We start from the raw sequence: 26,332 nt of genomic DNA, 5'->3' as shown, positions 1-26,332 counted from the left end.
GACCTCGCACAGGAGTTGCCATGCCGATGATCCGGCTGACCGTGCCCACCGGCTCACTCACCGAGGAAGGCCGTGCCACGGTCCAGCGTGACCTGGCCGCCGTGCTGCTGCGCTGGGAAGGCGCACCCGACACCGCCTTCTTCCGTGCCCAGGCGTGGAGCTATCTGATCGAGCTGCCCGAAGGGGCGCAGGCCACCGCGGAGGACGACGCACCGCGCTTCCTCGTGGACGTCACCGTGCCCGCGGGCGCTGTGTCCGAGCGCCGAAAGGCAGGCCTGGTCGAGGACGCGACCAAGACCGTCCTGAAGGCCGCCGGACTGTCCCCGGACGAGGCGTTGCGCGTCTGGGTGCTGGTGCACGAGCAGCCGGACGGCACGTGGGGCGCGGGCGGTTCCGTCGTCCGGTACGCCGACCTGGTCGCCCTCGCCCAGCCGGTCAAGGGGGAGAAGACCGATGCGTGAACTGACCTACATCGCGCGGCACACCGTCGAGTGGCGCGAGGCACCCGACCCCAAGCTCCGGTCCGACCGGGAAGCGATCGTGGCGCCGGTGGCCGCCACCTCCTGCGACGTCGACTCCGCGATCCTGGCCGGACACGGCTTCATCGACCCGCCCTTCGCCCTCGGCCACGAGTGCGTGGCCCGGGTCGTCGACATCGGCGACGCGGTGACGTCAGTGGTCCCCGGCGAACTGGTCGTCGTGCCCTGGTCCATCAACTGCGGAGCCTGCGACAACTGCCGCGCCGGACTCACCGCCCACTGCACCGACGTACCGCACATGGCCATGTACGGCGCCCCGCTCGGGGGCAATTGGGGCGGGCTCTTCTCCGACCTGGTCCGCGTGCCCTACGCGGACGCCATGCTGGTCCCGCTGCCGGACGGCCTCGACCCCGTCGCCATGGCGTCGGCCAGCGACAACTGGTCCCTGTCCTGGCGGTTGGTCGCACCCCACCTCAAGGCCCGCCCCGGAGCCCGCGTACTCGTCGTCGCCCGCGGCAGCATCGGCCTGTACGTGTGCGACATGGCCCGCGCACTCGGCGCCTCCTCGGTGCTGTACGTCGACCCGGACCCGGAGCACCGCGCCCTCGCCCGCAGCTACGGCGCTTCCACGGCCGAGACCATCGAGCCGATGCGGCACGCCTTCGACCTCGCCGTCGAGGCCACCGGCCGCGTCGACCAACTGGCCCTGGCCGTCAAGTCCCTCGCACCCGAAGGCATCTGCGAGTCGGCCGGCAACCACTTCCGCCCCGGCGAACTGCCCCTGCTCGACATGTACCTCACCGGCGTCACCCTGCGCGTGGCCCGCGACAACGTACGCAACCACATGCCGGACGCACTGGAGCTGGCCGCCTCGGGAAAGGTCGCCCCCGAGCGCGTCGTCTCCCACGTCCTCGACTGGGAACAACTGCCCGACGCGCTACCCGGAAAGCACCTCAAGCCCGTCTTCGTACGCGATGCCACCTCGCCCTCCGCCGCGGGCTGATCCACGCCACCCGGCCGCTGTGCGAGGCACTTGACGGTTGGCGACCGGCGCCGGATCACACGTTGCGCCGGTACTGACCCCCCACCTCGAAGAACGCGTCGGTGATCTGCTGGAGCGAGCAGACCCGGGCGGTCTCCATGAGGACGGCGAAGACGTTGTCGCCGCTCACGGCCGCGTCCTTGAGGGCGGCCAGGGCGGCGTGGGCCGGGTCGCGGTGGCGGGACTGGTAGTCGCGCACGCGCTCCAGCTGGGACTGCTTCTCGTCCTCCGTGGCGCGGGCCAGCTCGATAACGACGGGTTCGGCGGTGTCCGCGTGCGGGTTGCGGAAGGTGTTGACGCCGATGAGGGGCAGGGTGCCGTCGTGCTTGCGCTGCTCGTAGAGCATCGACTCGTCCTGGATGCGACCGCGCTGGTAGCCGGTCTCCATGGCACCGAGCACGCCGCCCCGCTCGCTGATCCGCTCGAACTCCTGGAGGACGGACTCCTCGACCAGATCGGTGAGTTCGTCGATGATGAACGACCCCTGGAGGGGGTTCTCGTTCATCGCCAGGCCCCATTCCCTGTTGATGATCAACTGGATGGCCAGGGCCCGGCGGACGGAGTCCTCGGTGGGGGTGGTCACGGCCTCGTCGTACGCGTTGGTGTGCAGGCTGTTGCAGTTGTCGTAGATGGCGATGAGGGCCTGCAGGGTGGTGCGGATGTCGTTGAAGTCCATCTCCTGGGCGTGCAGGGAGCGTCCGGACGTCTGGACGTGGTACTTCAGCTTCTGGCTGCGCTCGTTGGCGCCGTACTTCTCCTTCATCGCGACGGCCCAGATCCGGCGGGCTACCCGGCCCAGGACCGAGTACTCGGGGTCCATGCCGTTGGAGAAGAAGAACGACAGGTTGGGGGCGAAGTCGTCGATGTGCATGCCCCGCGCGAGGTAGGCCTCCACGTAGGTGAAGCCGTTGGCGAGGGTGAAGGCGAGCTGGCTGATGGGGTTCGCCCCGGCCTCGGCGATGTGGTAGCCGGAGATGGACACCGAGTAGAAGTTGCGCACCTTGTTGGCGATGAACCACTCCTGGATGTCCGCCATCATCCGCAGGCTGAACTCGGTGGAGAACAGGCAGGTGTTCTGGCCCTGGTCCTCCTTGAGGATGTCGGCCTGCACGGTGCCCCGCACGTTCGCCAGTGCGTGCGCGCGCAGTTCGTCCGTCTCCTCGGGGGAGGGGGCGCGGCCCTCGGTGGTACGGAACCTTTCGATCTGCTGGTCGATGGCGGTGTTGAGGAAGAACGCGAGCACGGTGGGGGCCGGGCCGTTGATCGTCATCGACACCGAGGTCGTCGGCGCGATCAGGTCGAAGCCGTCGTACAGCGTCTTCATGTCGTCGAGGGTCGCCACCGACACGCCGGAGGTGCCGACCTTGCCGTAGATGTCGGGACGCTCGTCCGGGTCGCGGCCGTAGAGGGTGACCGAGTCGAAGGCGGTGGACAGCCGGGTGGCCGGCTGGCCCTCGGACAGCAGCTTGAAGCGTCGGTTGGTGCGGAACGGATCCCCCTCGCCGGCGAACATCCGCGCCGGGTCCTCACCGTCGCGCTTGAAGGGGAACACCCCTGCGGCGAAGGGGAAGTGGCCGGGCAGGTTCTCCCGGCGCCAGAACCGCACCAGCTCCCCGTGATCGGCGAACCGGGGCAGCGAGACACGCGGGATCTTGTTGCCCGAGAGCGACTCGCGCGTGAGCTGGGTGCGGATCTCCTTGTCCCGCGCCTTCACGACCAGCTCGTCGCCGGAGTACGAGGCCACGACAGCGGGCCAGTTGGTGATCTGCTCCCTGACGTCCTGCGGGAGCTGCTTGCGGGCGCCGTCGAGCAGCGACTGTACGTTCCCCGCTTCGGAGCCGGCCGCGACCAGCTCGCCCTCGACCGCCTCCAGGCGCTGCACGCGCCGGGCGGCCTCGGCCAGCAGCTCGGTGGCGGCGTGGTACCCGCGGACCGAGTCGGTGATCTCGGCGAGGTAGCGCACCCGGTCGGCGGGAACCACCTGCCGGATGCCGGAGGAGTGGCGCACGTCGACCGGCGCCAGCGTGCCTTCGGACAACGGCAGTCCGTGCTCGGCCAGCGCCGCCTTCACGTACTGGTAGAGCGCGGTGACACCGTCGTCGTTGAACGTGGCCGCCGAGGTGCCGATGACCGGCATGTCCTCGGGCCGCTTCCCGAACGCCTCGCGGTTACGCACCAGTTGGCGGCCCACGTCGCGCAGCGCGTCCTTGGCGCCGCGCCGCTCGAACTTGTTGATCGCCACGACGTCGGCGAAGTCGAGCATGTCGATCTTCTCCAGCTGCGAGGCGGCGCCGAACTCCGGCGTCATCACGTACATCGAGGTGTCGACGAACGGCACGATCGCCGCGTCGCCCTGGCCGATACCCGGCGTCTCCACGATCACCAGGTCGAAGCCGGCGGCCTTGACCACGTCGATCACCTCGGACAGGTGCTTGGGCAGCTCGTGGCTGCCGCGGGTGGCAAGGCTGCGGAAGAAGATCCGGTTCCCGTCGAGGGAGTTCATCCGGATCCGGTCACCGAGCAGCGCACCACCGCCACGGCGCCGCGTCGGGTCGACCGCGATCACCGCGATCCGCAGCTTGTCCTGCTGGTCGAGGCGGAACCGGCGCACCAGCTCGTCGGTCAGCGAGGACTTGCCCGAGCCGCCGGTGCCGGTGATGCCGACCACCGGCGTGTTGCGTACGGCCCCGGCGGCACGCAATTGCTCCAGGAGGTCCGGGGGCAGCTTGCCGAGCTCCGCACCCGTGATGGCGCGGGCGATCGCGAACCGGTCGCCCGCGAGTACGGCGGCGGTGTCGGCGGGCTTGCCGTCCCAGAGGTCGAAGTCGCAGTCCTTCACCACCGTGTTGACCATCCCGGCGAGGCCCATGCGCTGGCCGTCCTCCGGGGAGAAGATGGTCACGCCGCTGTTGCGCAGCCGGGTGATCTCCTCGGGCACGATGACACCGCCCCCGCCGCCCACCACGCGCACGTGCTCGGCTCCCTGCCGGCGCAGCGAGTCGACCAGGTACTCGAAGTACTCCACGTGCCCGCCCTGGTAGGACGAGACCGCCACGCCGTGAGCGTCCTCCTCAAGGGCCGCGTCCACGACCTCCTGCACCGACCGGTTGTGCCCGAGATGGATCACCTCGGCCCCTTGGGACTGGAAGATCCGCCGCATGATGTTGATCGAGGCGTCATGCCCGTCGAACAGCGCCGACGCGGTGACCAGACGGATGGGGTGCACGGGGCGGTGCAGGTCGCTCATGGGGGCCTTCCCAGACAGGTCAGGGGAACGCTGACTGACTAAATAGTAGGACGTCCTAGTAAATTACAGGAGGCGGGGGCGGTGTGAGCAGAAGCACAGGGCGCGCGCGAGTCGGCTCGGTGTCTTGAGAGCCCCTCTTGAGAGCCCCCTGCCGGGGCTCGCGCAGGCTACAGGCTCCGCGACCGCAGACCGGCGGACGGCACGGTGATGCCGCCGACCGATCCGGCCGACCCGACGGGGGAGGCCACGACTGTCCTGCTCAGCGCTAGTTTTCATTCATGAGCCGCCGCAACGTGCCACACGCCTTCACCGCGGTCGACAGCCAAGCCCGGCCGTCCGAACTCGTCGAGGTCCTGAAGCGGCTGACCGCCGAGCCTTTCTACGGGACCTACAAACAGCGGCTGCGAAATCTCCTGCGCGCCCGTCCCGGAGGCCGATTCCTCGACGTGGGCGCCGGAGCGGGAGACGGCGCGCTGGCTCTGCGTACCGAATCGGGAGCACAGGTAGTGGGGGCGGACAGTTCCCTGACGATGGCCACCGCGATGAAGGACGCGGGCCTCGGACACGTCGTCGTGGCGGACGGGCACCGTCTGCCGTTCCGGGACTCGTGCTTCGACGGCGCCTGCGCGGATCGAGTGCTCCAGCACGTGGAGGATCCGGCGCGGGTGGTCGCCGAGATGTCCCGGGTGGTCCGTCCCGGCGGCCGGGTCGTGCTGGCCGACCCCGACTACGCCACCCAGGTCCTCGACATCGAGGACCAGCACCTCGCCGCCCAGGTGCTGCGCTTCCGCGCCGAGGTCAACCTGCGCAACGGCACCCTGGCGCATCGACACGCGGGCATGCTCGCCGCCCGTGCCCTGGAGGACATCGCGGTGGAGGCCCACACCCTCGTCGTCCGCGACCCGAGGGCCGTCGACAACGTGATGGGACTCCGGAGCTGGGCTCACACCGCTGCTGCTCGCGGACACCTCGACGCCGCCGACGCCGACCGGTTCGTCGTCCAGTTCGACGAGGCGGTCAGCGCTGGACGCTTCACCTACGCCGTCACCTTCTTCGTGACCTCGGGGACAGTGCCGGTCGCAGGAGTGCCTGCCCGTCGCGAGGGGGCTGACCGCTGACGGAACGACTTGCCGCCGACGCCCTCGCCGCGTCCCCGTAGGCTTTGGCCGGCGGTTCGCCGAGCGCCGACGGGCCGCCCCAGGGCACCTGAGTCTCAACGAGGGGAATCCGATGAAGCCCACAGCCGACCTCTACGACGAGCACGGGGACGACCTCCAGTCGTGCACCACCCAGTTCCGGCTCTTCGGTGCCCGGACGTCGTTCGAGGGTGTTGTCACGACCGTGCGGTGTCACGAGGACAACGTGGTCCTCAAGGCCACCCTCGGTGAGCCCGGCGTGGGGCGGGTACTCGTCGTCGACGGCGGTGGCTCGCTGGCCGCCGCTCTCATGGGGGATCTCATCGCGGATCTCGGCGCGTCCAACGGCTGGGAGGGTGTCGTCATCAATGGCGCCGTCCGCGATGTCGAGGCGCTGTCCAAGATCAACCTTGGTGTGAAGGCCCTCGGTTCCAACCCCCGCAAGAGCCGCAAGGAAGGTGTCGGGGACAGGGACGTCGAGGTCTCGTTCGGCGGGGTGACCTTCACGCCCGGCTGCCACCTCTACAGCGACGCCGACGGGATCCTCGTCACTCGCGGGTAGGACTTCGCTCGCCTTGCCCCCGTCGCCAGTCCGGCGCACGCTGGTCCTATGGGCGAGCACGACGGCCCCACCCTGATCACGTCCGTCCAGCGGGCCTTCCGCCTCCTGGAAGCCGTCAGCGCGCACCAGAACGGGGCGCCGGCGAAGCAGCTGGCACGTGAGACAGGCCTGCCCCTGGCCACCGCGTACCACCTGCTCCGGACACTGGTCCACGACGGATACCTGCGGAAGCTGGACGACGGCGGCTTCGTCCTGGGCGACAAGCTGCAGATGATGCAGAGCACGGGCCGTGGGCAGGCGCTGCTGAGCCGCGTCCGCCCCACGCTCGCCGCTCTGCGTGACGAGCTCACGACCGCCGCGTATCTCACCTTCTACGAGGAGGGCGAGATCCGGGTCGCCGAGATCGTCGACGGCCCCCGGGCGCCCCGCGTCGACCTCTGGGTGGGGTTCGAGGACGCGGGCCACGCCACCGCGCTGGGCAAGGCCGTGCTCAGGGAACTGGACGAGGAGAACCGCAAGGACTACCTCTCCAGGCACCACCTCGCCGACCTCACACCGCGGACGATCACCAGCAGGCCGGAACTGCTCCGGCGCCTGGACACCTCACCCGTGGCCCCGGCCGTCACGGACCTGGAGGAGTACGCCCTGGGCACGGTCTGCGTCGCCGTGCCCGTCTACAGCGGTGACATCCTCGGCTCGCTCGGCGTCTCGATGCCGGTGGACCGGCTTTCCCGGCTGCCGGACATCCGGGCGCGGCTGATCCCGACCGCGAACCGCGTGACCAGGAGCCTGTCGCTCACTATCTGAAAATCAGCTTCTTGTAAGGTCCGGGCCGACACCGTTTCCTGGATGAAACCGGCATTTCAGGAATGTGCGCCGTGCACAGGTGAGGACAGCGGACGAAGTATGAGTCAGGCCCGTGATCATGGCGGTAACCACCGGTCCATACGGACACCCAACCACTGGTCCGTACGGATACTCGATCACTGCTCTGTACGGATACTCGATCACTGGTCCATACGGAAACCCAGGAACCGGGTGACCGATCCCGGAGCTCCGGCACACGGCCGGACCACCGCACGGCCGGCCGTCGGGATGCCCTTACTGCACGCACTGCCCGTGCTGATCGTCTCCGTCGTCGTGCTCGCCGATTTTGTCGGCGGAGCGGGCATGGTCTGGCTGCCTCTCCTCGCGGCCGGGCCCGCACTGGCGGCCACCACGAACGGGCCGCGCGGTGTCGTGTGCGTCGGTGTCCTCGCCGCGGTGCTCGGGGCGACGCTCGGAGCCCGGGACGGCGTTCCGGGCCGTGAACTGGCGGCCGTACTGTTCGCCCTGGCCGCCGTCACCGTGGCGAGCGGCCTGGCCAGCGTGCTGCGCGGGCGCCGTGAGCGGGTGCTCGCCGCCGTCCGTTCGGTCGCGGAGACCGCCCAGCACGCGCTGCTCAAGCCCGTACCGGCGACCGTCGGCCCGTTCCAGGTGGCCGTCCGCTACAGCGCCGCGGCGGCCGAGGCCCGTATCGGCGGTGATCTCTACGCGCTGATACCCACCCCGTACGGAGTGCGCCTGATCGTTGGCGATGTGCGCGGCAAGGGACTGGCCGCCGTGGGGACGGCCGCGCTGGTGCTCGGTGTCTTCCGTGAGGCCGCCTACGACGAGCCGGATCTCCTCGCCGTCGTGGACAGGATCGAGCGGAGCCTGGCGCGCAACCTCGGTTGCGACGACTTCGTCACCGCTGTGATCGCCGGCCACTCACAGGCCGGGCTGCTGGAGGTGGTGAACTGCGGACACGCGCCTCCGCTGCTGATACGCGCGTCCGGAGGCGTCGAGCCGGTGGAGCCCACGCATCCGGCCCCACCCCTCGGCCTGCGCGCCCTCACGAAGCACGCCCCCGCCCTTGACGTCGTACCGTTCGCCGACGGGGATCAACTGCTGCTCTACACCGACGGTGTCACCGAGGCCCGCGACCGCGGTCGTGAGTTCTACCAGCTCGCCGAAGGGCTGGCACGCCACGTGTCCGACGAACCGGCCCGCACCCTCACCGCACTGCATGACGAACTGCTGGCCCACGTCGGCGGTCGCCTCCACGACGACGCGGCACTGCTCCTGATCCGCAAACCGACGCTCCGGGAAGTGGTGGTTCCCGAACCGACGGATTGCGGAGCGAACGGAGATACGAGTTCCGAAGCGACCGCCACTTACCCGTCGGCGCGGTCGGTGTGATGCCGAGGGCCACCGGTGCCGAAGTTCGGCGGAGTCTTGCCCCGTACCGGCATGTGCACTTCCTGGGATAGTCAACTATCTTAATAGCCGACTAGTTAGTCATCTCATCCGCTCTCGCTCTGCAGGCGGCGGGGGTCCGAGCTCGGAGAAGGCGGGCGATCATGGCGAACGGTGGCTACGCGCGGTACGTCGCCCTGGGCGACAGCCAGACCGAGGGACTCGGTGACGACGACGGCACCGGGAACCCGAGAGGGTGGGCGGACCGGCTCGCCGAGCAGATCGCGCGGACCGACCCCGGTCTGCTGTACGCCAACCTCGCCGTCCGTGGGCGCCTCGCGGGTGAGGTGCGCTCCGAACAGTTGGAGCCCGCCCTGGCGCTGCGCCCGGATCTGGCGACGGTCGTCGCCGGTGTCAACGACGTGCTGCGCCCCCGTTTCGACGCGGACGAGGTGGCCGAGCACCTGGAGGCGATGTTCGCCGCGCTCACCGGGAGCGGTGCCCGCGTCGCGACGCTGACCTTCCCCGACTTCGCGCGGATCGTCCCGGCCGCCAGACCCATCGCCCACCGGGTCACCGCACTGAACAGCCGCATTCGCGAGGCGGCCCGACGCCACGGTGTCGTGGTGGCCGACGCTGAGCCTCACCCGGTGGTCACCGACCTCCGGCTGTGGAGCCCCGACCGCCTGCACGCGAGCCCCCGCGGACATGCCCTGATCGCCGCCGCGGTCGCCGAAGCACTCGCCGTACCGGGAAGCGACGACAGCTGGATCCGGCCCCTGTCCGATGACGCGCCCAGGCATTCGAGGCTGCGCGTCGTCGGGACCGAACTGCGCTGGGCGGGCTCCTTCCTCGGCCCCTGGCTCGCCCGTCGACTGCGCGGGCGCTCGTCGGGTGACGGCCGGGAGGCCAAGCGCCCCACCCTGCTTCCGGTGGCCCACGCCGTCGAAGACCCCTCGTGAGGGCCCCTCATAGTCGTCGCATTGAGTAATCAACAGGCTGTTAGGTTGGATCCATGGCTCTTCGCAACGCGGTGATGGCGGCGCTTCTGGAGGGTGAGGCGTCGGGGTACGACCTCGCCAAGGGGTTCGAGGCATCGGTCGCCAACTTCTGGATGGCCACACCGCAGCAGATCTACCGCGAGCTGGAGCGTATGGAAGGCGAGGGCCTCGTCGCCGCCCGCGTCGTTCAGCAGGAGCGCCGCCCGAACAAGCGGCTGTTCTCGCTCACCGACGAGGGCCTTGCCGCCGTACGGGCCTACACCGCCGAACCGCCCGCCAAACCGACCGCCATCCGGGACGAGTTGCTGGTCAAGGTCCAGTGCGTGGACGTCGGCGACATGGAGGCCGTACGAACCGCCATCGCCCAGCGCATGGAGCTGGCCGCGACCAAGATCGCGCGCTACGAGCGGGTACGGGAATGGCTGTTGGCCGGACGAACCGAGGACGAGTACTTCACCACCGCTGATCGCATCGGGCCCTATCTCACCTGCCTGCGCGGCCTGTCCCTCGAACGGGACAACCTGACCTGGGGCGAGGTGGCCCTCAAGCGCCTCGCACAGCGTGCGGAGGCGCTCGCTTCCCCAGCACGTGAGGCGCGCGAGGCACGCGGCTGAGCACGTACGTCCCCTGCCGCGACCTCGCGATGCCGCGGTTGCTCAATCGCGGCCCACGACCGACTCTCGGGCGGTCTATGTACACTCCCCGGCATGGCATGCCGCATCAGTGAACTGGTTCTCGACTGTGCCGACCCCGAGCGGCTCGCCGCGTTCTGGTGCGAGGTCCTCGGCTACGTCGAACTCGACCGGGAGGACGACGGAAGCATCGAGATCGGGCCGCCCGATGTCGGCTTCGGCGGCCCGCAGCCCACGCTCGTCCTGAGCCCGAGCAGCGATCCGCGGAGGGGCAAGCTCCCACTGCACATCGACGTCAACGCCACCGACCGCGACCAGGACGCCGAGTTGGAGCGGCTGCTCGCCCTCGGCGCCAGGCCCGCCGACGTCGGCCAGACCGGCGCCGAGAACTGGCACACTCTGGCCGACCCGGAAGGCAACGAGTTCTGCCTCCTGCACACCCGGCTCAAGCCCCTCTGACCTGACCTGACCTGACCTGACCTGACTTGGCCGGGACCTGGCCGGGTGTGCGTCGGACAGGAACCTACGGGCGCGCTGTCGCAGAGCGGCTGTTGTACGCCTCCACCTTCAGGAGCGGCCGGTGCGAGGGCAGCGCGCGGGCGGGCCAGGACAAGGTGACGGTCTGTGACTCGCCGGGGAGCAGCCACAGGTAGTTGTCGCTGTAGAGGGTCGGCAGGACGCGATGGCCGGTCTTGTCGTTGAGCAGGGACAGCCGGACCATGGCGGCGACGGACCGTCCGTGGTTGCGGATGGTGGCGGTCAGTTCGTGACGGGCTCCGGACCGGGACAGGCGCGTCACCGTTCCGGACACCCTGGTCTGCGGCGCCTTGGTCAACGCACGCATGGCTGCCGCGGTGCGATGGCGCCAGTAGGTGTTGTTCGACAGGACGCGGCCGTCGCTGCTCTCCAGAGTCAGGCGCAGCAGGTGCAGGTCGGGCAGGTCGTCGGTCCAGGCGCTGGTGAACGCCTTCGCGGTGGCGGCCGGCGCCACGTCCAGCCGTGTGCTTCTGGTCCTGCCGAGCTGTCGGCCCGACAGGTCGAACAGCCGGGCTGAGACGGTGGCGTTCTTGAGGTCCTTGCGCGTGTGGTTGACGGCCAGGACCTGTCCCTTCGGGTCGGCCTGGACGTGCAGCGGCTCGCATGCTGTCCGGGCCCCGTAGTACGTACCGTTGACGTCGAAGTCGTAGTCGTAGGTCTGCCAGACCGTGCTGTGCCACGCGGGGTGGGACATCCACAGCATCAGTCCGCTGGCGTTGTCCCACAGGTTCGCGTTCCATGCCTCGAACATGGCGCGTGTGTTCTCGTAGTTGACGAACTGGGCCTTGCGGGCGAAGTCGTCCAGGTCCTCGGTCTCGCCGAGTCGGGCCTCGACGGCTGCCTTGTAGGTGTGCGGTGCCTGATTCCCGCGCTCACTCCAGTCGTGGTAGTACCAGGCGCCGCGTATCGGCCACTCCGGTTCGTCGCCCGTCATGTTCCGGATGCTGGCCGCGGTGGAGACGACCGGCATACCGATCTCGGTGTGGAAGCCGAAGTCCTTGCTGCCGTACGTGGACGGATCGAAGTACTTCTCCGGCTCGACCCAGCCGTAGGGACCGCCGCCGGTGATGATGCCGCCGGCCGAGTTGTTCTGGTAGAGGATGCCGGGCGCCTGCTGTTCGACGGCCTGGCGCATGCCCTTGTCGATGGCGGCGGGCGGGTTGCCCTCGTTTGCTCCGCACCAGATCACCACGCTGGGGTGGATGCGGTAGCGCAGGACGGTGTCCCGGGCGATCGAGTTGAAGGCGTCGTGGTCCGGCGGGTCCATGGCCCACGCGTTGGGGAAGTCGTTCCAGACCAGGATCCCGTGCTCGTCGCAGGCGGCGAAGAACTCCTCCCGGTCGCAGGTGCCGACCCAGTTGCGGATCATGGTGAAGTTCATGTCGCGGTGCATCCGCACGGCCGCGTCCATCCGCTCCGGCGGCATGCGGCGCAGCAGTTCGTCCCAGCCCCAGTTGCCGCCGCGGGCGAGGACCCGCACTCCGTTCACGCTGATCTTCAGCGGGTCGGGCGTGTTGGACACGGACTTCACGTCGGTCCAGGTGTCCCCGTCGTCGGACACCTGGATCACGTAGGTCTTCGGGTAGGCGGGTTCCCACACGATCGCCACCCGGTCGAACCTCTTCGCGGCGCCCAGGTCGACCTGGATCCACTGCTGGTCCTCGTACTGGGACGACCAGCGGGTTCCCGTGTCGCCGTCGGTGGCGTGCGCGGCCGGGTGGTCGGACTCCTCGGTCGAGGCGGTCGCCTTCTGGCGCAGGGCGAGGTCGGTTCCGGGCTTGGCGCTGTCGATGACGCCGAGGGACCACAGGGAGTTGCCCCAGCTGGTGTTGCGTACCCCGCAGGCGATACGGACGTAACGGGCGGTGCGCGCAGCGAAGTCCTCGACCTGGAGGCTGGCGTTGCCGTTGTTGAAGGGCAGCGGCACCGCGCTGTTGTCCACCGACGCCACATCGGTCCAGTCGGCGTCGTTCGAGGAGACCTGCACGACGTAGGTTTTCGCGTACGCCTGCTCCCAGGTCAGGTCGACCCGGTCGAACGACTGAGAGGACCCCAGGTCGACCCGGATCCACTGGTCGTCCTCGTAGGACGAGGACCAGCGGGTCGCGGGGTCGCCGTCGGTCGCGTTGGCCGGGCCGTGGTCGTCCCCGTCCTTGCTCGACGCGTCGGCGGGTGCGTGCAGGGCGAGGTCGACGGAGGGGCGTGCGCTGTCGGACACGGACAGCGTCCACAGCGAGTTGCCCCAACCGGACGCCCTGGTCAGGCACTTGACGCGTACGTACCTGGCCTGCTGCGGGTCGAAGGTGACGGACTGGGTGTAGGCGTCCTCGGAGGCGGTGAACGGCAGCGGCACCTCGTACTCGTAGCCGAACTGGCGGATGCCGAACTTGGTGGTGCGGCGGTCGCTCTCGGCGCCGTCGAGTGACGCGACCAGGGTGAGATCGTGCAGCACGGGGTCGCCGAGCCCGTTGGGCCACCACAGTTTCGGGTTGCGCAGCCGCAGTTGCCCGAAGGCGTCGGGGGTGAACGTGACGTCGAGGCTCTCGCCCGCGGGCACGGTGACGACCTTGGACACCCGTACGCCGTCGAAGGCCGCGGAGACCGTCGTCCTGTGGTCGGCGGTGTCGGCGTTGCGGACCGGGACGACGACGGTCAGCTCGGCGACCGACACGTCGGGCAGCTTCGGCAGGAGGGTGTCGACACGGGGATCGCCGATCACGACATGCCCGGTGGATCTCAGCCGGACGTGGTTCCAGATGCCGGCGGCCCGGTCGCGTACCGCGGGCATCCAGTCCCAGCCCGAAGAGGCCAGGTAGGTGGGCGAGTTGAGGTTCATCTGGTTGGCGCCCGCGTCCACCCAGGCCTCGCCGGCGGGGCCCTTGTCGCCCGGGCTGCCGGGCACCGGCATCGGCGTGATCTTCACGGCCAGCGCGTTGGCGTCGCCCGTCGAGAGCAGCTTGGTCACGTCGTGGGACGAGCGGGCGAAGGGAAACGTCAGGTCGCCCACCTGCTTGCCGTTGAGCCAGATGTCGGCCTTGTGGTTGATGCCGTCGAACTCCAGCCAGATCCGCCGTCCGGCTCCGGTGCGCAGACCGCGCGGCAGCTCGAAGTCCCGCTTGTACCACCATGCGTGCCGTGACAGGGCCTCGGGGACATGGAGGTTGTTCAGTCCGGCGACGGGGTCGGGCAGCTTGCCCTGGTCCACGAGCGAGGCCAGGACCGTGCCGGGAACGGTGGCAGGCAGCCAACCGCTGGTGTCGACAGTCGTCTTCGACAGCTCCTTGCCGTCGGCGTCGGCCCAGTCGTCGAGGGTCAGCCGCCAGCCCGACTCCACCGGCACCGTGCCGTCGTCGGCCACCACGAGCTTGGGCGCGGGCCCGGAGTGCTTGCCCCAGTCCGTCCAGCCGGTGGCCGACGGCCGGTGCCCCTTGGGGCTGCCGTAGACCTCGAAGCCGTTCAGACCGAGGGGATTGGGGTTGGAGCGCTTGCGCGAGGTCATCCGCACATAGCGCGCGGTGACCGGGCGCGGGAGCTGGATGTTCACCACTCCGCCGGTGCCCGCCGTCGTGCGGTACACGCTGGTCCAGGACTCGCGGTCGGTGGACGTCTCGACCACGTACTCGACCGAGTAGCTCGACTGGATCTCCTTGCCCGTGGTGCCGCTGGCCGGATTTCCCGTGGTCGGGGGAGTGAACACCGGGTCGCTCGCGTCGGCTTCGAACGTGAGGCGGATCCATGTGACGTCACAGGCGGCCTGCAGATCGATCGAGATCCACTGCGGGTCGCCCGCCCCGGCACGCCAGCCGCTGCCCCGCACTCCCGGTGAGGCGAGCCGGTCGACCACGAACGAGCCCGGGGTGGGCGCGTAGGCCGTCGACGAGACCGTGACGGGGCGGTAGAGCGCCAGCTCGCGGGGCGAGGAGGGCGCGGCCGGCGCGTCGGTGCCCGCCGCGGCGGCGGTCGACGCGGGCAACAGGGAACCGAGTCCGAACCCCGCCAGCAGGGTGGAACCCGTGGTGACGAGGGAGCGTCGCGACAGGCGTGGCGAGCTCGACTGATCTGTCATGAGCGTGATGTCCCATCAAAAGACAGCGGTGCGGGCCGGGTAGGACACGGCACGTGATGCCAACGGATGACAACGTTGCCAAAGGCTGTGACGCGGGAGGGTTTCTGTCAACCCCTGGTGCGGAGTTCGTCTCTTGAGGCCTGGTTGGTCGGGGTTGTGCCCCGGCGCCTCGGGTGGCTCCGTCGGGTGCTTGAGCAGGGCGAAGTGGCTGCCCGGGCGTCGGTGTGGGTGAGGCGCCACCGGACGTCTTTCTATTAAATTAGGAATTAATATTGACAGGGTTTCGGCCGCGCGCCACAGTCTTCGCCGTGACGTCGGTGGCCCCCTGTCGCAGCGCGGCCCGCGTCACGTCCTCGTGCTTCCCAACCCTCGGGAGAGGCAAGTGACTTCACACCCGCAGGTCCGCACACCCGCGGCGTTCAGACTGACGCGCCGTGCCACCGCGGTCGCGATCGCAACCGTGCTGGCGGTGACCGCCGCCCCGGTGGCCACGGCGCAGACCGGCCCCGATCGGGGCGCCGCCGACCAGGGCGCGCCCGAGTACTACGACAGTGGTCTCGCGCCCACGCCCTACATGGGATGGAACACCTACTACGGCCTGGGCGCACCCACCGAACAGGCGGTGCGCTCCGTCGCGGACAAGCTGGTCAGCAGCGGTCTGCGCGACAGTGGCTACGACATCGTGTGGCTCGACGGCGGTTGGCAGGCCGACAACCCACGTGACGCGAAGGGGCGGTTGGCCGCCCATCCGGACCGCTTTCCCTCCGGCATCCCGGCGCTGGTCTCCTACCTGCACAAACGCGGCCTGAAGGCGGGCATCTACACCGACGCCGGTGCCTACGACGGCGGCAAGACCTGCGGCCTCGGCAGCAGGGGTCACTACGAGGAGGACGCCCGGCAGTTCGCAGGCTGGAAGATCGACGCGGTCAAGGTCGACTTCCTGTGCGGCATCGGCGCCAAGCTCGACCCGGGCCCGGCGTTCAAGGAGTTCAGCGACGCGGTGGCCAAGTCGGGCCGCAAGATGCTGCTCAACCTCTGCAACCCGCTCACCGACGACTGGGGCGTGCCGCACACACCCGAGCAGGACGCGCACAACTCGTACGTCTACGCCCCGACCATCGCCGACTCCTGGCGCACCGGCACGGACATCGCCTGGGGCACCCCGAGCCCCGGACAGTGGCCCAACGTGCTGCGCAACATGGACGCGAACGCCTGGCACCCCGAGGCGCAGGGGCCGGGCCACTACAACGACCCGGACTACCTCATCCCCATGCGGCGCATGGGCGACGGAACCCTGGAGCTGACGCAGGAGGAGTCCACCACGCAGTTCGTGATGTGGGCCGAGATGGGTTCGCCGCTGGTCATCGGATCCGATCCGCGCACCCTGTCGGACTCGATGATCGAGACGCTGCGCAACCCGGAGATCATCGCCGTCGACCAGGACCCCCTCGCCATCCAGGGCGTACGGGTGGCCAGTGACTCCGTCGGCGACGTCTACAGCAAGGTCCTCGCGGGTGACGGCAGGCGCGCGGTCGTGCTGCTCAACCGCTCCGACAAGGCGGTCGAGCGCACGGTCAAGTTCTCCGACGTCGGGCTCGGCGGCGGGGTGAAGGTGCGTGACCTGCGGGCCAGGGCGGACCGGGGTACCCACACCGAGTCGTACACGGTCGAGGTCCCCGCGCACGGCACCGCGTTCCTGAAGCTGACCGGCGCCGACGCCCTGCCCGGCACCAGCCTGGGGCAGAAGGCCACGGCGAGCCCGGCGGTGGTGCGCGACGGCGATACGCTCACGACGTTCCTGCGCGGACCGAACGGCTCCCTCGTCCAGCACACGGCCACCGCCGACGGCAAGGCCCGGTCGAGGGATCTCGGCGGCCCCACGAAGGGCAGGATCCTCGGCCAGCCCGCCGCGTACGCCTCGGCCGGCGGCCGGATCGACGTCTTCGTGCGCGGCACCGACTCCCGGGTGTACCGGCGGGTCTTCGCCGACGGTCGCTGGGGAACGTGGCAGAACCTCGGCGGCCGGGTGACCGACGCGCCGTCGGTGGCGTTCACCGACCCCGGCCACTGGACGCTGTTCGCCACCGGCTCCGAGGGGCAGGTCGTGCAGCGCGGCCCGTCGTCCGGCTGGACCTCGCTCGGCATGCCCGGTGACCGGCCGGTGTACGGGCGGCCGTCCGCCGCCGTCGACTCCCAGGGGCGGGTCCACGTGGCCGTGCGCTCCGCGGCGGACGACGTGTGGACGCGGTCCCGGGCGGCGTCGGGGGAGTGGTCGCCGTGGACGTCGCTCGGCGGGACCGTCGGTGGCAGTCCGACGCTCGTCGCCGTAGGGGACGCCGTGGTGCTGTACGCGCGGGCCTCCGACTACACGCTCTGGCAGCAGCGGTACGAGAACGGCGGCTGGCAGGGCTGGACCAAGCGGCAGGAGTTCCCCAGCGCGGCCATCGAGGGCGCGCTCGGAGCGGTGACAGGGCCGGACGGCACGGTCGACGCGGTGTTCCGCGGAGTCGACGGCTACGTGCACCGGACCCAGTTCAAATAAATTAGTAATTATTCTTGACGTGGCGTGAGTGCCACGCGAATCTGTATCCGCGCGAGCGGGGCCCGGCCGTCAGGAGGGCCGCCCCGCTCGCGCGGATCCACAGGGAGCCATCCATGACGAACCATCAGACCGGCCGACGCCGGTTCCTTGCAGGACTCGGTGCCGCCGGGACGGCGGCGCTGCTCAGCGGCTGTGTCACCTCCACCTCCTCCGGCAAGAGCTCCTCCAAGGGCGCGGTGACCCTCCAGTCCAACGTGTCCGCACCGCAGGCCAAGGCCGCGATGCAGGACCTCGTCGCCGCGTACGGCAAGAAGGGGTCGGCGCGCGCCAGCCTCAACACGGTCGCCGCGGAGACCTTCCGCACCCAGCTGCCGACCTACCTGACCTCCGCCAACCCGCCGGACGTGTACACCTGGTACCCCGGCTCGGTGGCGGACGCCTACGCGAAGAAGGACCTGCTCCTCGACCTCGGTGAGGTCTGGAGCTCCTCGCCCGACCTCAAGAGCTACTCCAAGGCACTGAACTCCCTGTGCACCGCGACCTCGGGCAAGAAGGTCTTCGTCCCCGCCACCTACTACTGGTGGGGCATGTTCTACCGGAAGTCCAACTTCGCGAAGTGGGGCGTGAGCGAGCCCAAGAGCTGGGACGACTTCCTCGACCTGTGCGACAAGCTCAAGAGCAAGGGCGTCGACCCGATCGGCCTCGGTGCGGGCGGCAACACCGCCTGGGTGGCCTCGGCCTGGTTCGACTACCTCGACATCCGGATCAACGGCGCCGAGTACCACCGCGAACTCCTCGCCGGGAAGCACCGGTTCGACGACCCCGAGGTGCGCAAGGTCTTCGACCGCTGGCAGGAGGTGCTGCCGTACTTCGACCCGAACGGCGACGCCGTCCCCTTCCAGGACGCCACGACCGCCCTGCTCAACGGCCGCACCGGCATGATGCTCATCGGCACCTTCTTCGCCGACGCCGCCCCCAAGGACGCGCTCGACGACATCGACTTCTTCCGCTTCCCCGTCATCGACCCGAAGATCCCGCTCGCCGAAGAGGCCCCGGTCGACGGCTACTTCGCCAGCGCCCGCACCGGCCGCCGCGAGCAGGTCGTCGACCTGATGAGCTACCTCGCCACCGCCGAGTCCCAGGAGATCTACATCAAGGGCTCGTCGGGCACCGTCCTGCCGTGCAACCCGAAGGCCAAGGACGCCGGCACCGCCCTGGTGAAGAAGGGCCGCGCGCACGTCGAGGAGGCCGCCGAGATCACCCAGTTCTTCAACCGGGACTCCAGCGACGCCCTCCAGCCCACCGCGGACACCGCACTGACCAGGTTCCTGGCCAAGCCGAAGGAGATCGGCAGCATCCTCACCGGCTGGCAGCGCGACGCCGAGAAGATCTGGAACGCCTGACATGGCAGTCCTGACCGCGCCCGAACGGAAGTCCCCGGCCCCGCCGTCGCCCCGCGGCAGGCGGACCGGGGGCCCGCGCCGTACACCCCCGCTGGTGCTCGCGTTCGTCCTCGTCCCGCTCCTCGCCGAAGCGGTATGGGTGTTCTGGCCCGCCCTGCAGGGCTTCTACCTGGCCCTCACCCGCTGGGACGGTGTCTCCCCGCCGCAGTTCGTCGGCCTGGACAACTTCCGGGAGATGGCCAACGACGAGGTCTTCCGCAGCGCGGCCGGCCACACCGTCCTGTGGCTCGTCCTCTTCGGCGGCCTCTCCGCCCTGCTCGGCCTGGCCGCCGCGCTGCTGCTCCAGCAGGAGCGGCGCGGCGTCGGCTTCTACCGCGCGGCCCTGTTCCTGCCCGTCGTCTTCTCCCTGGTCGCCACGGCCCTCGTCTGGCAGGCGATCTACCAGCCCGACGGCGTCCTGAACCAACTCCTGGAATCGGTCGGCCTGGGCAACCTGCGCCACGCCTGGCTCGCCGACCAGGACACCGCCCTGTACGCGGTCATCGTGCCCGCGCTCTGGCGGCAGATCGGCTACGTCATGGTCCTCTACCTGGCCGGCCTCAAGGGCATCGACCCGGCCCTGTACGAGGCGGCCAAGGTTGACGGCGCAAGCGCCTGGCAACGCCTCCGCCACGTCACCCTGCCCCAACTGCGCAGCGTCAACGCGGTCGTTCTGTCGGTCATCGTCATCGACTCGCTGCGCTCCTTCGACGTCGTGTGGTCGCTGACCCGCGGCGGCCCCTACCACTCGTCCGAGCTGCTGAGCACCTACATGTACTCAACCGCCTTCCAGTCCCTGCGACTTGGCTACGGCTCCGCACTCGCCGTCGTCATCTTCGTGCTGGCCTTCGGCGTCATCTGCTCCTATCTCGTCCGCGCGTTCCGGGAGGCCGACTGATGTCCGCCACGTCCACGGCCCTGCGCCGCAAGCGGGCCGCGACCGCCGGATTCCACCTGGGTGCCGGAACGTTGGCCCTCCTGTGGCTGCTGCCCATCGCCCTGGTCCTGGTGACCAGCCTGCGCTCCTTCGACGACATCGCCGCGAACGGCCTGGGCAGCTGGCCGCAGTCCTTCACCCTCGACAACTTCGGCCAGGCCTGGAACGACGGCGGCCAGCAGCGCGCCCTCATCAACAGCCTGCTGGTCACCGTGCCCTGCGTCCTGGTGACCCTCGCGCTCGCCGCCATGGCCGCCTTCTCGCTCAGCCGCTACGAAATGCCCTTCCGGCGCTCCCTGTTGCTGCTCATGCTCGGCGGCAACCTGCTCCCGCCGCAGATCCTGCTCATCCCGGTCTCCAAGCTCAGCGAGCAGATGGGCGTCTTCGATACGCTGCCCGCGCTGATCGGCGTACAGATCGGCTTCGGCGTCGGCTTCTACGTCTTCGTCCTGCACGGCTTCATGCGTTCCATACCGGCCGAGATCCAGCAGGCGGCCGTCGTCGACGGCGCCGGGCCCTGGCAGATCTTCTGGCGGATCATCCTCCCGCTCACCCGCCCCGCCCTGGCCGCCCTCAGCGCCCTGTCCTTCACCTGGATCTTCAACGACCTGCTCTGGGCGATCACCGTGCTGCGCAGCGACACCAAGATGCCGATCACCGCGGCCCTCATCGGACTTCAGGGACAGTACGTATCGATGTGGAACGTGATCGCCGCCGGCTCCGTGATCGCCGCCGCGCCCACCGTGATCGTGTTCCTGCGGTTCCAGCGGCACTTCGTGGCCGGCCTCAACCTCGGAGCGGTGAAGTGACGTCGTACCCGCGCTGGACGCTGCGCACCGAGCACACCAGCTACACCGTCCGCCTGTCCCCGGACGGACCCTGGGCCGAACTCGACGCCTGGGGCCCGCTCGGCGTCGAAGACGGCCCCTCCGCCCTCGACTGGTCCCACCGCACCCACTTCGTCACCCCCGCCGACGCGGCGCCCGCCGAGTATCTGCCGTACGGGCTAAGGCCGTTCACCGGATCCGAGCTGGTCGCGGCACGCCCGGGTCAGGACCGTGGCGTGTGGTGGGACTTCGACGGCGCGGAGGAGGGGGAGGGAAGCCTGCGGCTCGCCTTCACCGACGACGTACTGGGACTGCGTACGGTCCTCTGCTACGAGACCGTGCCGGGCACGGACGTGATCCTCCGCTGGACCGAACTGACCTCCACGGAAGAACTCCGCCTGGAGCGGCACGACTCGGCCGCCGTGAACATCCCCGTCACGGGTACCGCCCGGCTGACCTACCTCACCGGACAGTGGTCCCAGGAGTTCCAGCGCACCCAACTCGACCTGGCACGAGGCACGTTCACCATGGGCAGCCTCCAGGGCGCACCCGGACACGCGTACGCACCCTGGCTCGCCGTACAGGACGGGGAGGCCGAGGCGGCCTACGGCATCGCCCTCGCATGGCCCGGCAACTGGCACATCACCGCCGAGGCGGAGCCGGGCGGCAGCGTGCGCGTCCGCGCCGGGCGGGTCCCGCACGAGGGAGTCGTCCACCTGACCCCCGGCGACACCCTCACCACCCCCCGCCTGGCCTGCGCCTTCAGCGCCGACGGCCTCGACGGCCTCTCCCGCGTCTGGCACCGCTACGAACGCCACCTCTCCGGCGAGCGACTGCACCGCCCCCGCAAGGTGCTCTACAACTCCTGGGAGGCCACCGGCTTCGACGTCGACGCGGCCGGCCAACTGGAGCTGGCTAAGCTGGCCGCCGACATCGGCGCCGAACTCTTCGTGGTCGACGACGGATGGTTCACCGGCCGAGGGGACGACACCGGGGGCCTGGGCGACTGGTACCCGGACCCTGCGGCGTTCCCACAGGGCTTCGGCCCGTTCGTCCAGGACATCCGGGCGCTCGGACTGGACTTCGGCCTGTGGGTCGAGCCCGAGGCCGTCAGCCCGAACAGCCGCCTGTACGCCGAACACCCCGAGTGGGTCTACCGGATCGAGGGCCGCCCCGCCCGCCTGGTCCGCAACCAGCTGCTGCTCGACCTGGGCCGCGGGGACGTCCAGGACTTCGTGATCGGCACGCTCGACCGGCTGCTCGGCGCCCACGACATCAGCTACCTCAAGTGGGACATGAACCGCCCGCCCACCGAGCGCGGGCGCCCCGGTGCCGGACCTGTCGACCTGGACGCGGAGCATGTCGCCGGCTATCTGCGCGTCCTGGACCATCTGCGTGCCGTCCACCCCGACGTCACCGTCGAGGGCTGCGCGGGCGGCGGCGCCCGCATCGAGCACGCGACCATCGCCCGCACCGACGTCGTCTGGCCCAGCGACAACACAGCACCCCTGGACCGGCTCTCGATCCAGCACGGGTTCCTGCACGCCCACGCCCCGCACGTCATGAGCTCCTGGGTCACCGACGCCCCCGGCATATTCGACCCACGCCCACGCAGCCTCGCCTTCCGCTTCGTCAACGCCATCTGCGGGGTCCTCGGCATCGGCGCCGACCTGCGTACCTGGACACCGGAGGAGCGGGCCGAGGCCGCCGGGTGGATCGCCCGGTACAAGAACGTGCGGGACGTCGTCCATCGGGGAGAGGCCCGCCTCCTCGGCACGCCGCACGACAGCACCTGCGGCGTGCAGTACGACCTCGACGACCGTACGGTCGTCGCCGCCCTCGGCACCGGTCGCCTGGACGGGGCCCCGCTCGTGCCCGGACGGCCCGACCGGCTGCGGCTGCGGGGCATGGATCCGACGGCGCACTACCGGGACACCGCGACGGGGACGACGTACAGCGGAGCACATCTGCTCCACTACGGACTGCCCTTCGCCTGGAGCGCCGACCACGACGCCGAACTGGTGGTGCTGATACGGCAGTGAGCCCGGTCCGGCATATGTTCTTAAGACGGCCGATCAACCGTCCCACGCCCGCGAAGGAGTCGAACCCCAAGATGGACCAGCCCCTACGACGGCACGGCGCCCGCTTCGACGGCCGCACGGCCGTGGTCACCGGAGCGGCCTCCGGCATCGGAGCCGCCACGGCCGTACGCCTCGCCGAGGAGGGAGCCGCCGTCGTGCTCGTCGACCTGGCAGAGGAGCGGGGCGAGGCCGTGGCGGAGCGGATCGGCAAGGACGGCGGGCGGGCCCGGTTCGTGACCGCCGACGTCGCCGTCGAGGATGACTGGGCCCGGGTGGTCGCCGCGGCGCACACCTACGGTCCCGTGGACGTCCTCGTCAGCAACGCCTTCACCGTCGACGTCACCCCCGCCCACGAGATGTCCCTCCCCTCGTGGCAGCGGCAGCTCGACGTCAATCTCACCGGCAGCTTCCTCGGCTTCCGGGCGGCGCTGCCCGATCTGCGGGAGCGGCGGGGCGCGGTGGTCCTGACCTCGTCCGTCCACGCCCACAAGGGCATCCCCGGCCATCCCGCCTACGCCGCCTCCAAGGGCGCGCTGCTCTCCCTGTGCGGCCAACTCGCCGTCGAATACGGTCCCGAGGTACGCGTCAACGCCGTCGTCCCGGGCCCGATCCTGACCGCCGCCTGGGACAGGGTCCCTCCCGAGGACCGGGAACGCAGCATCGCCGAGACCGCGGTGCGCCGCTTCGGCTCGCCCGAGGAGGTCGCCGCGGCCATCGCGTTCCTCAGCGCCGACGAGGCCTCCTACATCACGGGGACGAGTCTCGTCGTGGACGGCGGCTGGAGCGTCGTCAAGGCCTCCGCATGACCACGCTCCCTCAACAGCAGAAAGGCTGTACGACATGACGCCCTATGCCCGTCGCGGCGTGCACGGCCAGACCGTGGAACTCCTCGCCCGCCGCATCCTGGGCGGTGAGATCCCCGAGGGGGCCACGCTGGACCTGGTGGCGCTGCAGAGCGAGCTGGACGTGAGCCTGACCGCGCTGCGCGAGTCGCTCAAGGTGCTCGCCGCCAAGGGAATGGTCGACGCCCGCCAGCGGCGCGGCACCTTCGTACGGACCCGCGCCGAGTGGAACCTGCTCGACGCCGACGTGCTGCGCTGGCAGTTCGAGGGAGGCCGCACCAACGCCTCCGACCGGGCGCTGCTCCACAACCTCGCCGAAGTACGAGCCATCATCGAACCCGCCGCCGTACGCCTGGCCGCCGAGCGTCGCACCGACGAGGACCTGGCCGCCCTGGACGCCGCCATCGAGGCGATGGGGGAGCGGGACAACGGCGCCGCCCACGCGGTCGAGTCCGACCTCGCCTTCCACCGTGCCCTGCTCACCGCCACCCACAACGAACTCCTCGAACGCATGGAGATGGTCATCGAGTCGGGCCTGGCCCACCGCGACCGCATCGTGCACAGCTCCCCGCACAGCGAGGACCCGGTCCCGGCCCACCGCGCCGTCCTGGACGCCGTACGCGACCGGGACCCGGGGGCCGCCGAGGCAGCGATGCGTGCCCTGCTCGACCAGGCCGGCCGCGATCTGGACCGCGTCGGCGACTCCGACTCCGATTCCGACTCCGATTCCGACTCCGATTCGGTGTCCGATTCCGATTCCGTGGAAGGCTCCCGCTCCCAGTGAAGATCACCCGCATCGAGACCTTCCTGGTCCCGCCCCGCTGGCTGTTCTGCCGCGTCGAGACCGACGAGGGCGTGGTCGGCTGGGGAGAACCGGTCGTCGAAGGGCGCGCCGAAGTCGTCCGGGCCGCCGTCGACGTCCTGGCCGAATACCTCGTCGGACAGGACCCGCTGCGCATCCAGGACCACTGGCAGGTCCTCACCAAGGGCGGCTTCTACCGGGGCGGCCCGGTCCTCTCCAGCGCCGTCGCCGGCCTCGACCAGGCCCTGTGGGACATCGCCGGGAAGGCGTACGGCGCTCCTGTGCACGCCCTGCTCGGCGGCCCGGTGCGTGACCGCATCCGGGTCTACGCCTGGGTGGGCGGCGACGAACCGGCCGAGCTGACCGAGCAGATAGCCGCCCAGGTCGAAGCAGGCTTTACCGCCGTGAAGATGAACGCCGCCGGAGCCACGTCACCGGTCCCCACCGCTGCAGAAACCGCCGCGGTCGTCGACCGCGTGGCCGCCGCCCGCGAGGCACTCGGCCCGGACCGCGACGTCGCCGTCGACTTCCACGGCCGCTTCACCGCCGCCGGCGCCCGCCGCGTCCTCGCCGAACTCGCCCCACTGCACCCGCTGTTCGTCGAGGAACCCGTCCTCCCGGAGCACGGCCATCTGCTGCCAGGCCTGGTCGCCGCGAGCCCCGTACCGCTCGCCACCGGTGAACGCCTCTACGGACGCGCCGAGTTCCTGCCCGTGCTCGCCGCGGGGGTCGCGGTCGCCCAGCCCGACCTGTCCCACGCCGGCGGCATCTCGGAGGTGCACCGCATCGCCTCGCTCGCCGAAACCTACGGAGCCCAGCTCGCCCCGCACTGTCCGCTCGGCCCCATCGCGCTCGCGGCCAGCCTCCAAGTCGCCTTCGCCACCCCGAACTTCCTCATCCAGGAGCAGAGCCGCGGCATCCACTACAACAAGGACGCCGACCTGCTGTCCTACGTGGTCGACCCTGAGCCGTTCCGGTTCGTCGACGGGCACGCCCCGCGCGGCGACGCCCCCGGCCTCGGTATCACCGTCGACGAGGACGCCGTACGCGCCGCCGACCGCACCGGTCATGCCTGGCGCAACCCTGTGTGGCGGCACCCCGACGGTTCCTTCGCGGAGTGGTGACCGCACCGATGGACATCGTCACCGACGTTGCCCACGGCGGCCGTTGGACCTCACTGCGCACCCCGGGGCGCGAATGGCTCTGGCGGCGCGAGGCACCCGAGCGGCAGAACGTGTCACCGGGCGACACCTTCGTGGACGCGGGCGGACTGGAGGAGTGCATCCCCACGGTCCGCGGCACCCCCGACCACGGGGACGCCTGGTCACGGCCCTGGACACGCGACGGTGACAGCGACGTCCTCCACTGCGACCGCTTCACCCTGACCCGCACGATCCGTGGCACCGCGGAGGGGGCCGAGGCGGACTACGTGCTGAAGGCCGACGCGGGCTTCCGTTTCGTGTGGGCCGCGCACGCTCTGCTCGACCTCTCCGGCCGCGCGACGCTGCACATCCGCGACGGAGCGAACACCCGCCTCTTCCCCGAGGCGGCACCGCTGCTGGAGGGGACGTGGCCGCAAGGCGCCGCCTGGGTCGAAGGGAACTGGCCCGCACCCTGCGGACTGCGCCTCGACCAACTCGGTCCGGACGACGGCACCGCCGTCGGAGCCGTCGTGGACGCCGCCCGCTGCTGCGTCCACGACCGGGCCGACCACCTGTCGCTGGCCCTCGAAGCCGACGGACAGCCCATGTCCATCGCCCTGTGGCGCAACCTCGGCGGCTTCCCCGCCGCGCACCCCTACCGCAGCACAGGCGTCGAACCGATGCTCGGCCGCGTCTTCGACCTCGCCGAGGCGGGCCCCGGCGACGCTGCCCGCGTACCCGACTCCGGCGAGGTGCGATGGCGGCTGACACTGACCGCGAACTGCCGCTGTGCGTGAA

20 protein-coding genes are annotated in these 26,332 nt (G+C 70.2%); 18 read left to right on the top strand and 2 right to left on the bottom strand.

What is annotated here, in order from left to right:
- The first annotated feature begins 20 nt into the window (after positions 1–20).
- Together ACN20J_RS03320 and ACN20J_RS03315 are read left to right on the top strand one after the other, a co-directional pair.
- Entirely contained in the window at positions 21–461 is a 441-nt protein-coding gene (locus ACN20J_RS03320) for a tautomerase family protein (protein WP_190231183.1), read from the top strand.
- A complete protein-coding gene (locus ACN20J_RS03315) occupies positions 454–1,482 on the top strand; it encodes a zinc-dependent alcohol dehydrogenase (protein ID WP_361918816.1) in 1,029 nt (342 codons plus the stop codon). Before ACN20J_RS03320 ends, ACN20J_RS03315 begins: the two co-directional genes overlap by 8 nt.
- A gap of 55 nt (positions 1,483–1,537) precedes the next feature.
- On the opposite strand, the gene icmF is transcribed toward ACN20J_RS03315, so the two are convergent.
- Complete coding sequence (icmF, locus tag ACN20J_RS03310; RefSeq protein ID WP_419665154.1) at positions 1,538–4,768, bottom strand: fused isobutyryl-CoA mutase/GTPase IcmF; 3,231 nt, start codon at positions 4,766–4,768, stop codon at positions 1,538–1,540.
- A 278-nt stretch (positions 4,769–5,046) separates the two neighbouring features.
- On the opposite strand from icmF, the gene ACN20J_RS03305 reads away from it, so the two are divergent.
- From ACN20J_RS03305 to ACN20J_RS03275, 7 genes are all read left to right on the top strand, one after another.
- On the top strand, positions 5,047–5,886 hold the full coding sequence (locus ACN20J_RS03305) for a methyltransferase domain-containing protein (RefSeq protein WP_190231180.1): 840 nt from the start codon (positions 5,047–5,049) through the stop codon (positions 5,884–5,886).
- A gap of 112 nt (positions 5,887–5,998) precedes the next feature.
- Positions 5,999–6,466: a ribonuclease E activity regulator RraA gene (gene rraA, locus ACN20J_RS03300; protein WP_190231179.1), complete on the top strand. Its 468-nt coding sequence runs from the start codon at positions 5,999–6,001 to the stop codon at positions 6,464–6,466.
- A 48-nt stretch (positions 6,467–6,514) separates the two neighbouring features.
- Complete coding sequence (locus tag ACN20J_RS03295) at positions 6,515–7,273, top strand: IclR family transcriptional regulator (RefSeq protein ID WP_189841911.1); 759 nt, start codon at positions 6,515–6,517, stop codon at positions 7,271–7,273.
- A 288-nt stretch (positions 7,274–7,561) separates the two neighbouring features.
- Entirely contained in the window at positions 7,562–8,686 is a 1,125-nt protein-coding gene (locus ACN20J_RS03290) for a PP2C family protein-serine/threonine phosphatase (protein WP_419668823.1), read from the top strand.
- 161 nt (positions 8,687–8,847) lie between these two features.
- Positions 8,848–9,645 (top strand): SGNH/GDSL hydrolase family protein, encoded by a 798-nt coding sequence (locus tag ACN20J_RS03285; RefSeq protein WP_190231178.1) that lies wholly within the window; start codon positions 8,848–8,850, stop codon positions 9,643–9,645.
- Positions 9,646–9,698: 53 nt separating this feature from the next.
- Positions 9,699–10,298, top strand: coding sequence for a PadR family transcriptional regulator (locus ACN20J_RS03280; RefSeq protein ID WP_361996839.1), 600 nt, complete (start codon positions 9,699–9,701; stop codon positions 10,296–10,298).
- A gap of 93 nt (positions 10,299–10,391) precedes the next feature.
- A complete protein-coding gene (locus tag ACN20J_RS03275; protein WP_190231176.1) occupies positions 10,392–10,775 on the top strand; it encodes a VOC family protein in 384 nt (127 codons plus the stop codon).
- Between the two features lie 64 nt (positions 10,776–10,839).
- Here the strand turns inward: ACN20J_RS03275 and ACN20J_RS03270 are convergent, their stop codons facing one another.
- A complete protein-coding gene (locus ACN20J_RS03270; protein WP_419665153.1) occupies positions 10,840–14,919 on the bottom strand; it encodes a discoidin domain-containing protein in 4,080 nt (1,359 codons plus the stop codon).
- Positions 14,920–15,301: 382 nt separating this feature from the next.
- On the opposite strand from ACN20J_RS03270, the gene ACN20J_RS03265 reads away from it, so the two are divergent.
- The 9 genes from ACN20J_RS03265 (at position 15,302) to ACN20J_RS03225 (ending at position 26,331) form a co-directional block, all read left to right on the top strand.
- The gene (locus ACN20J_RS03265; protein WP_419665152.1) at positions 15,302–17,461 is read left to right on the top strand and encodes a glycoside hydrolase family 27 protein; all 2,160 of its coding nucleotides are present in this window, start codon (positions 15,302–15,304) and stop codon (positions 17,459–17,461) included.
- 113 nt (positions 17,462–17,574) lie between these two features.
- Positions 17,575–18,864: an ABC transporter substrate-binding protein gene (locus tag ACN20J_RS03260; RefSeq protein ID WP_189841917.1), complete on the top strand. Its 1,290-nt coding sequence runs from the start codon at positions 17,575–17,577 to the stop codon at positions 18,862–18,864.
- Between the two features lies 1 nt (position 18,865).
- Entirely contained in the window at positions 18,866–19,801 is a 936-nt protein-coding gene (locus ACN20J_RS03255) for a carbohydrate ABC transporter permease (RefSeq protein ID WP_189841918.1), read from the top strand.
- Complete coding sequence (locus ACN20J_RS03250; protein WP_189841919.1) at positions 19,801–20,649, top strand: carbohydrate ABC transporter permease; 849 nt, start codon at positions 19,801–19,803, stop codon at positions 20,647–20,649. The genes ACN20J_RS03255 and ACN20J_RS03250 overlap by 1 nt, the downstream gene beginning before the upstream one ends.
- Positions 20,646–22,709 (top strand): alpha-galactosidase, encoded by a 2,064-nt coding sequence (locus ACN20J_RS03245; protein ID WP_419665151.1) that lies wholly within the window; start codon positions 20,646–20,648, stop codon positions 22,707–22,709. The genes ACN20J_RS03250 and ACN20J_RS03245 overlap by 4 nt, the downstream gene beginning before the upstream one ends.
- A gap of 71 nt (positions 22,710–22,780) precedes the next feature.
- Positions 22,781–23,554: an SDR family NAD(P)-dependent oxidoreductase gene (locus ACN20J_RS03240; protein ID WP_419665150.1), complete on the top strand. Its 774-nt coding sequence runs from the start codon at positions 22,781–22,783 to the stop codon at positions 23,552–23,554.
- Positions 23,555–23,588: 34 nt separating this feature from the next.
- Positions 23,589–24,374, top strand: coding sequence for a FadR/GntR family transcriptional regulator (locus tag ACN20J_RS03235; protein WP_419665149.1), 786 nt, complete (start codon positions 23,589–23,591; stop codon positions 24,372–24,374).
- A complete protein-coding gene (gene dgoD, locus ACN20J_RS03230) occupies positions 24,371–25,516 on the top strand; it encodes a galactonate dehydratase (protein ID WP_419665148.1) in 1,146 nt (381 codons plus the stop codon). Before ACN20J_RS03235 ends, dgoD begins: the two co-directional genes overlap by 4 nt.
- The gene (locus ACN20J_RS03225; protein WP_419665147.1) at positions 25,513–26,331 is read left to right on the top strand and encodes a hypothetical protein; all 819 of its coding nucleotides are present in this window, start codon (positions 25,513–25,515) and stop codon (positions 26,329–26,331) included. Before dgoD ends, ACN20J_RS03225 begins: the two co-directional genes overlap by 4 nt.
- Position 26,332 lies beyond the last annotated feature (1 nt).

This window comes from Streptomyces sp. 2-1, from assembly GCF_048564895.1.
GTDB lineage: Bacteria > Actinomycetota > Actinomycetes > Streptomycetales > Streptomycetaceae > Streptomyces > Streptomyces phaeochromogenes.
The sequence above is the reverse complement of the archived record's forward strand: the minus strand, read 5'-3'. Positions and strand labels throughout refer to the sequence as shown.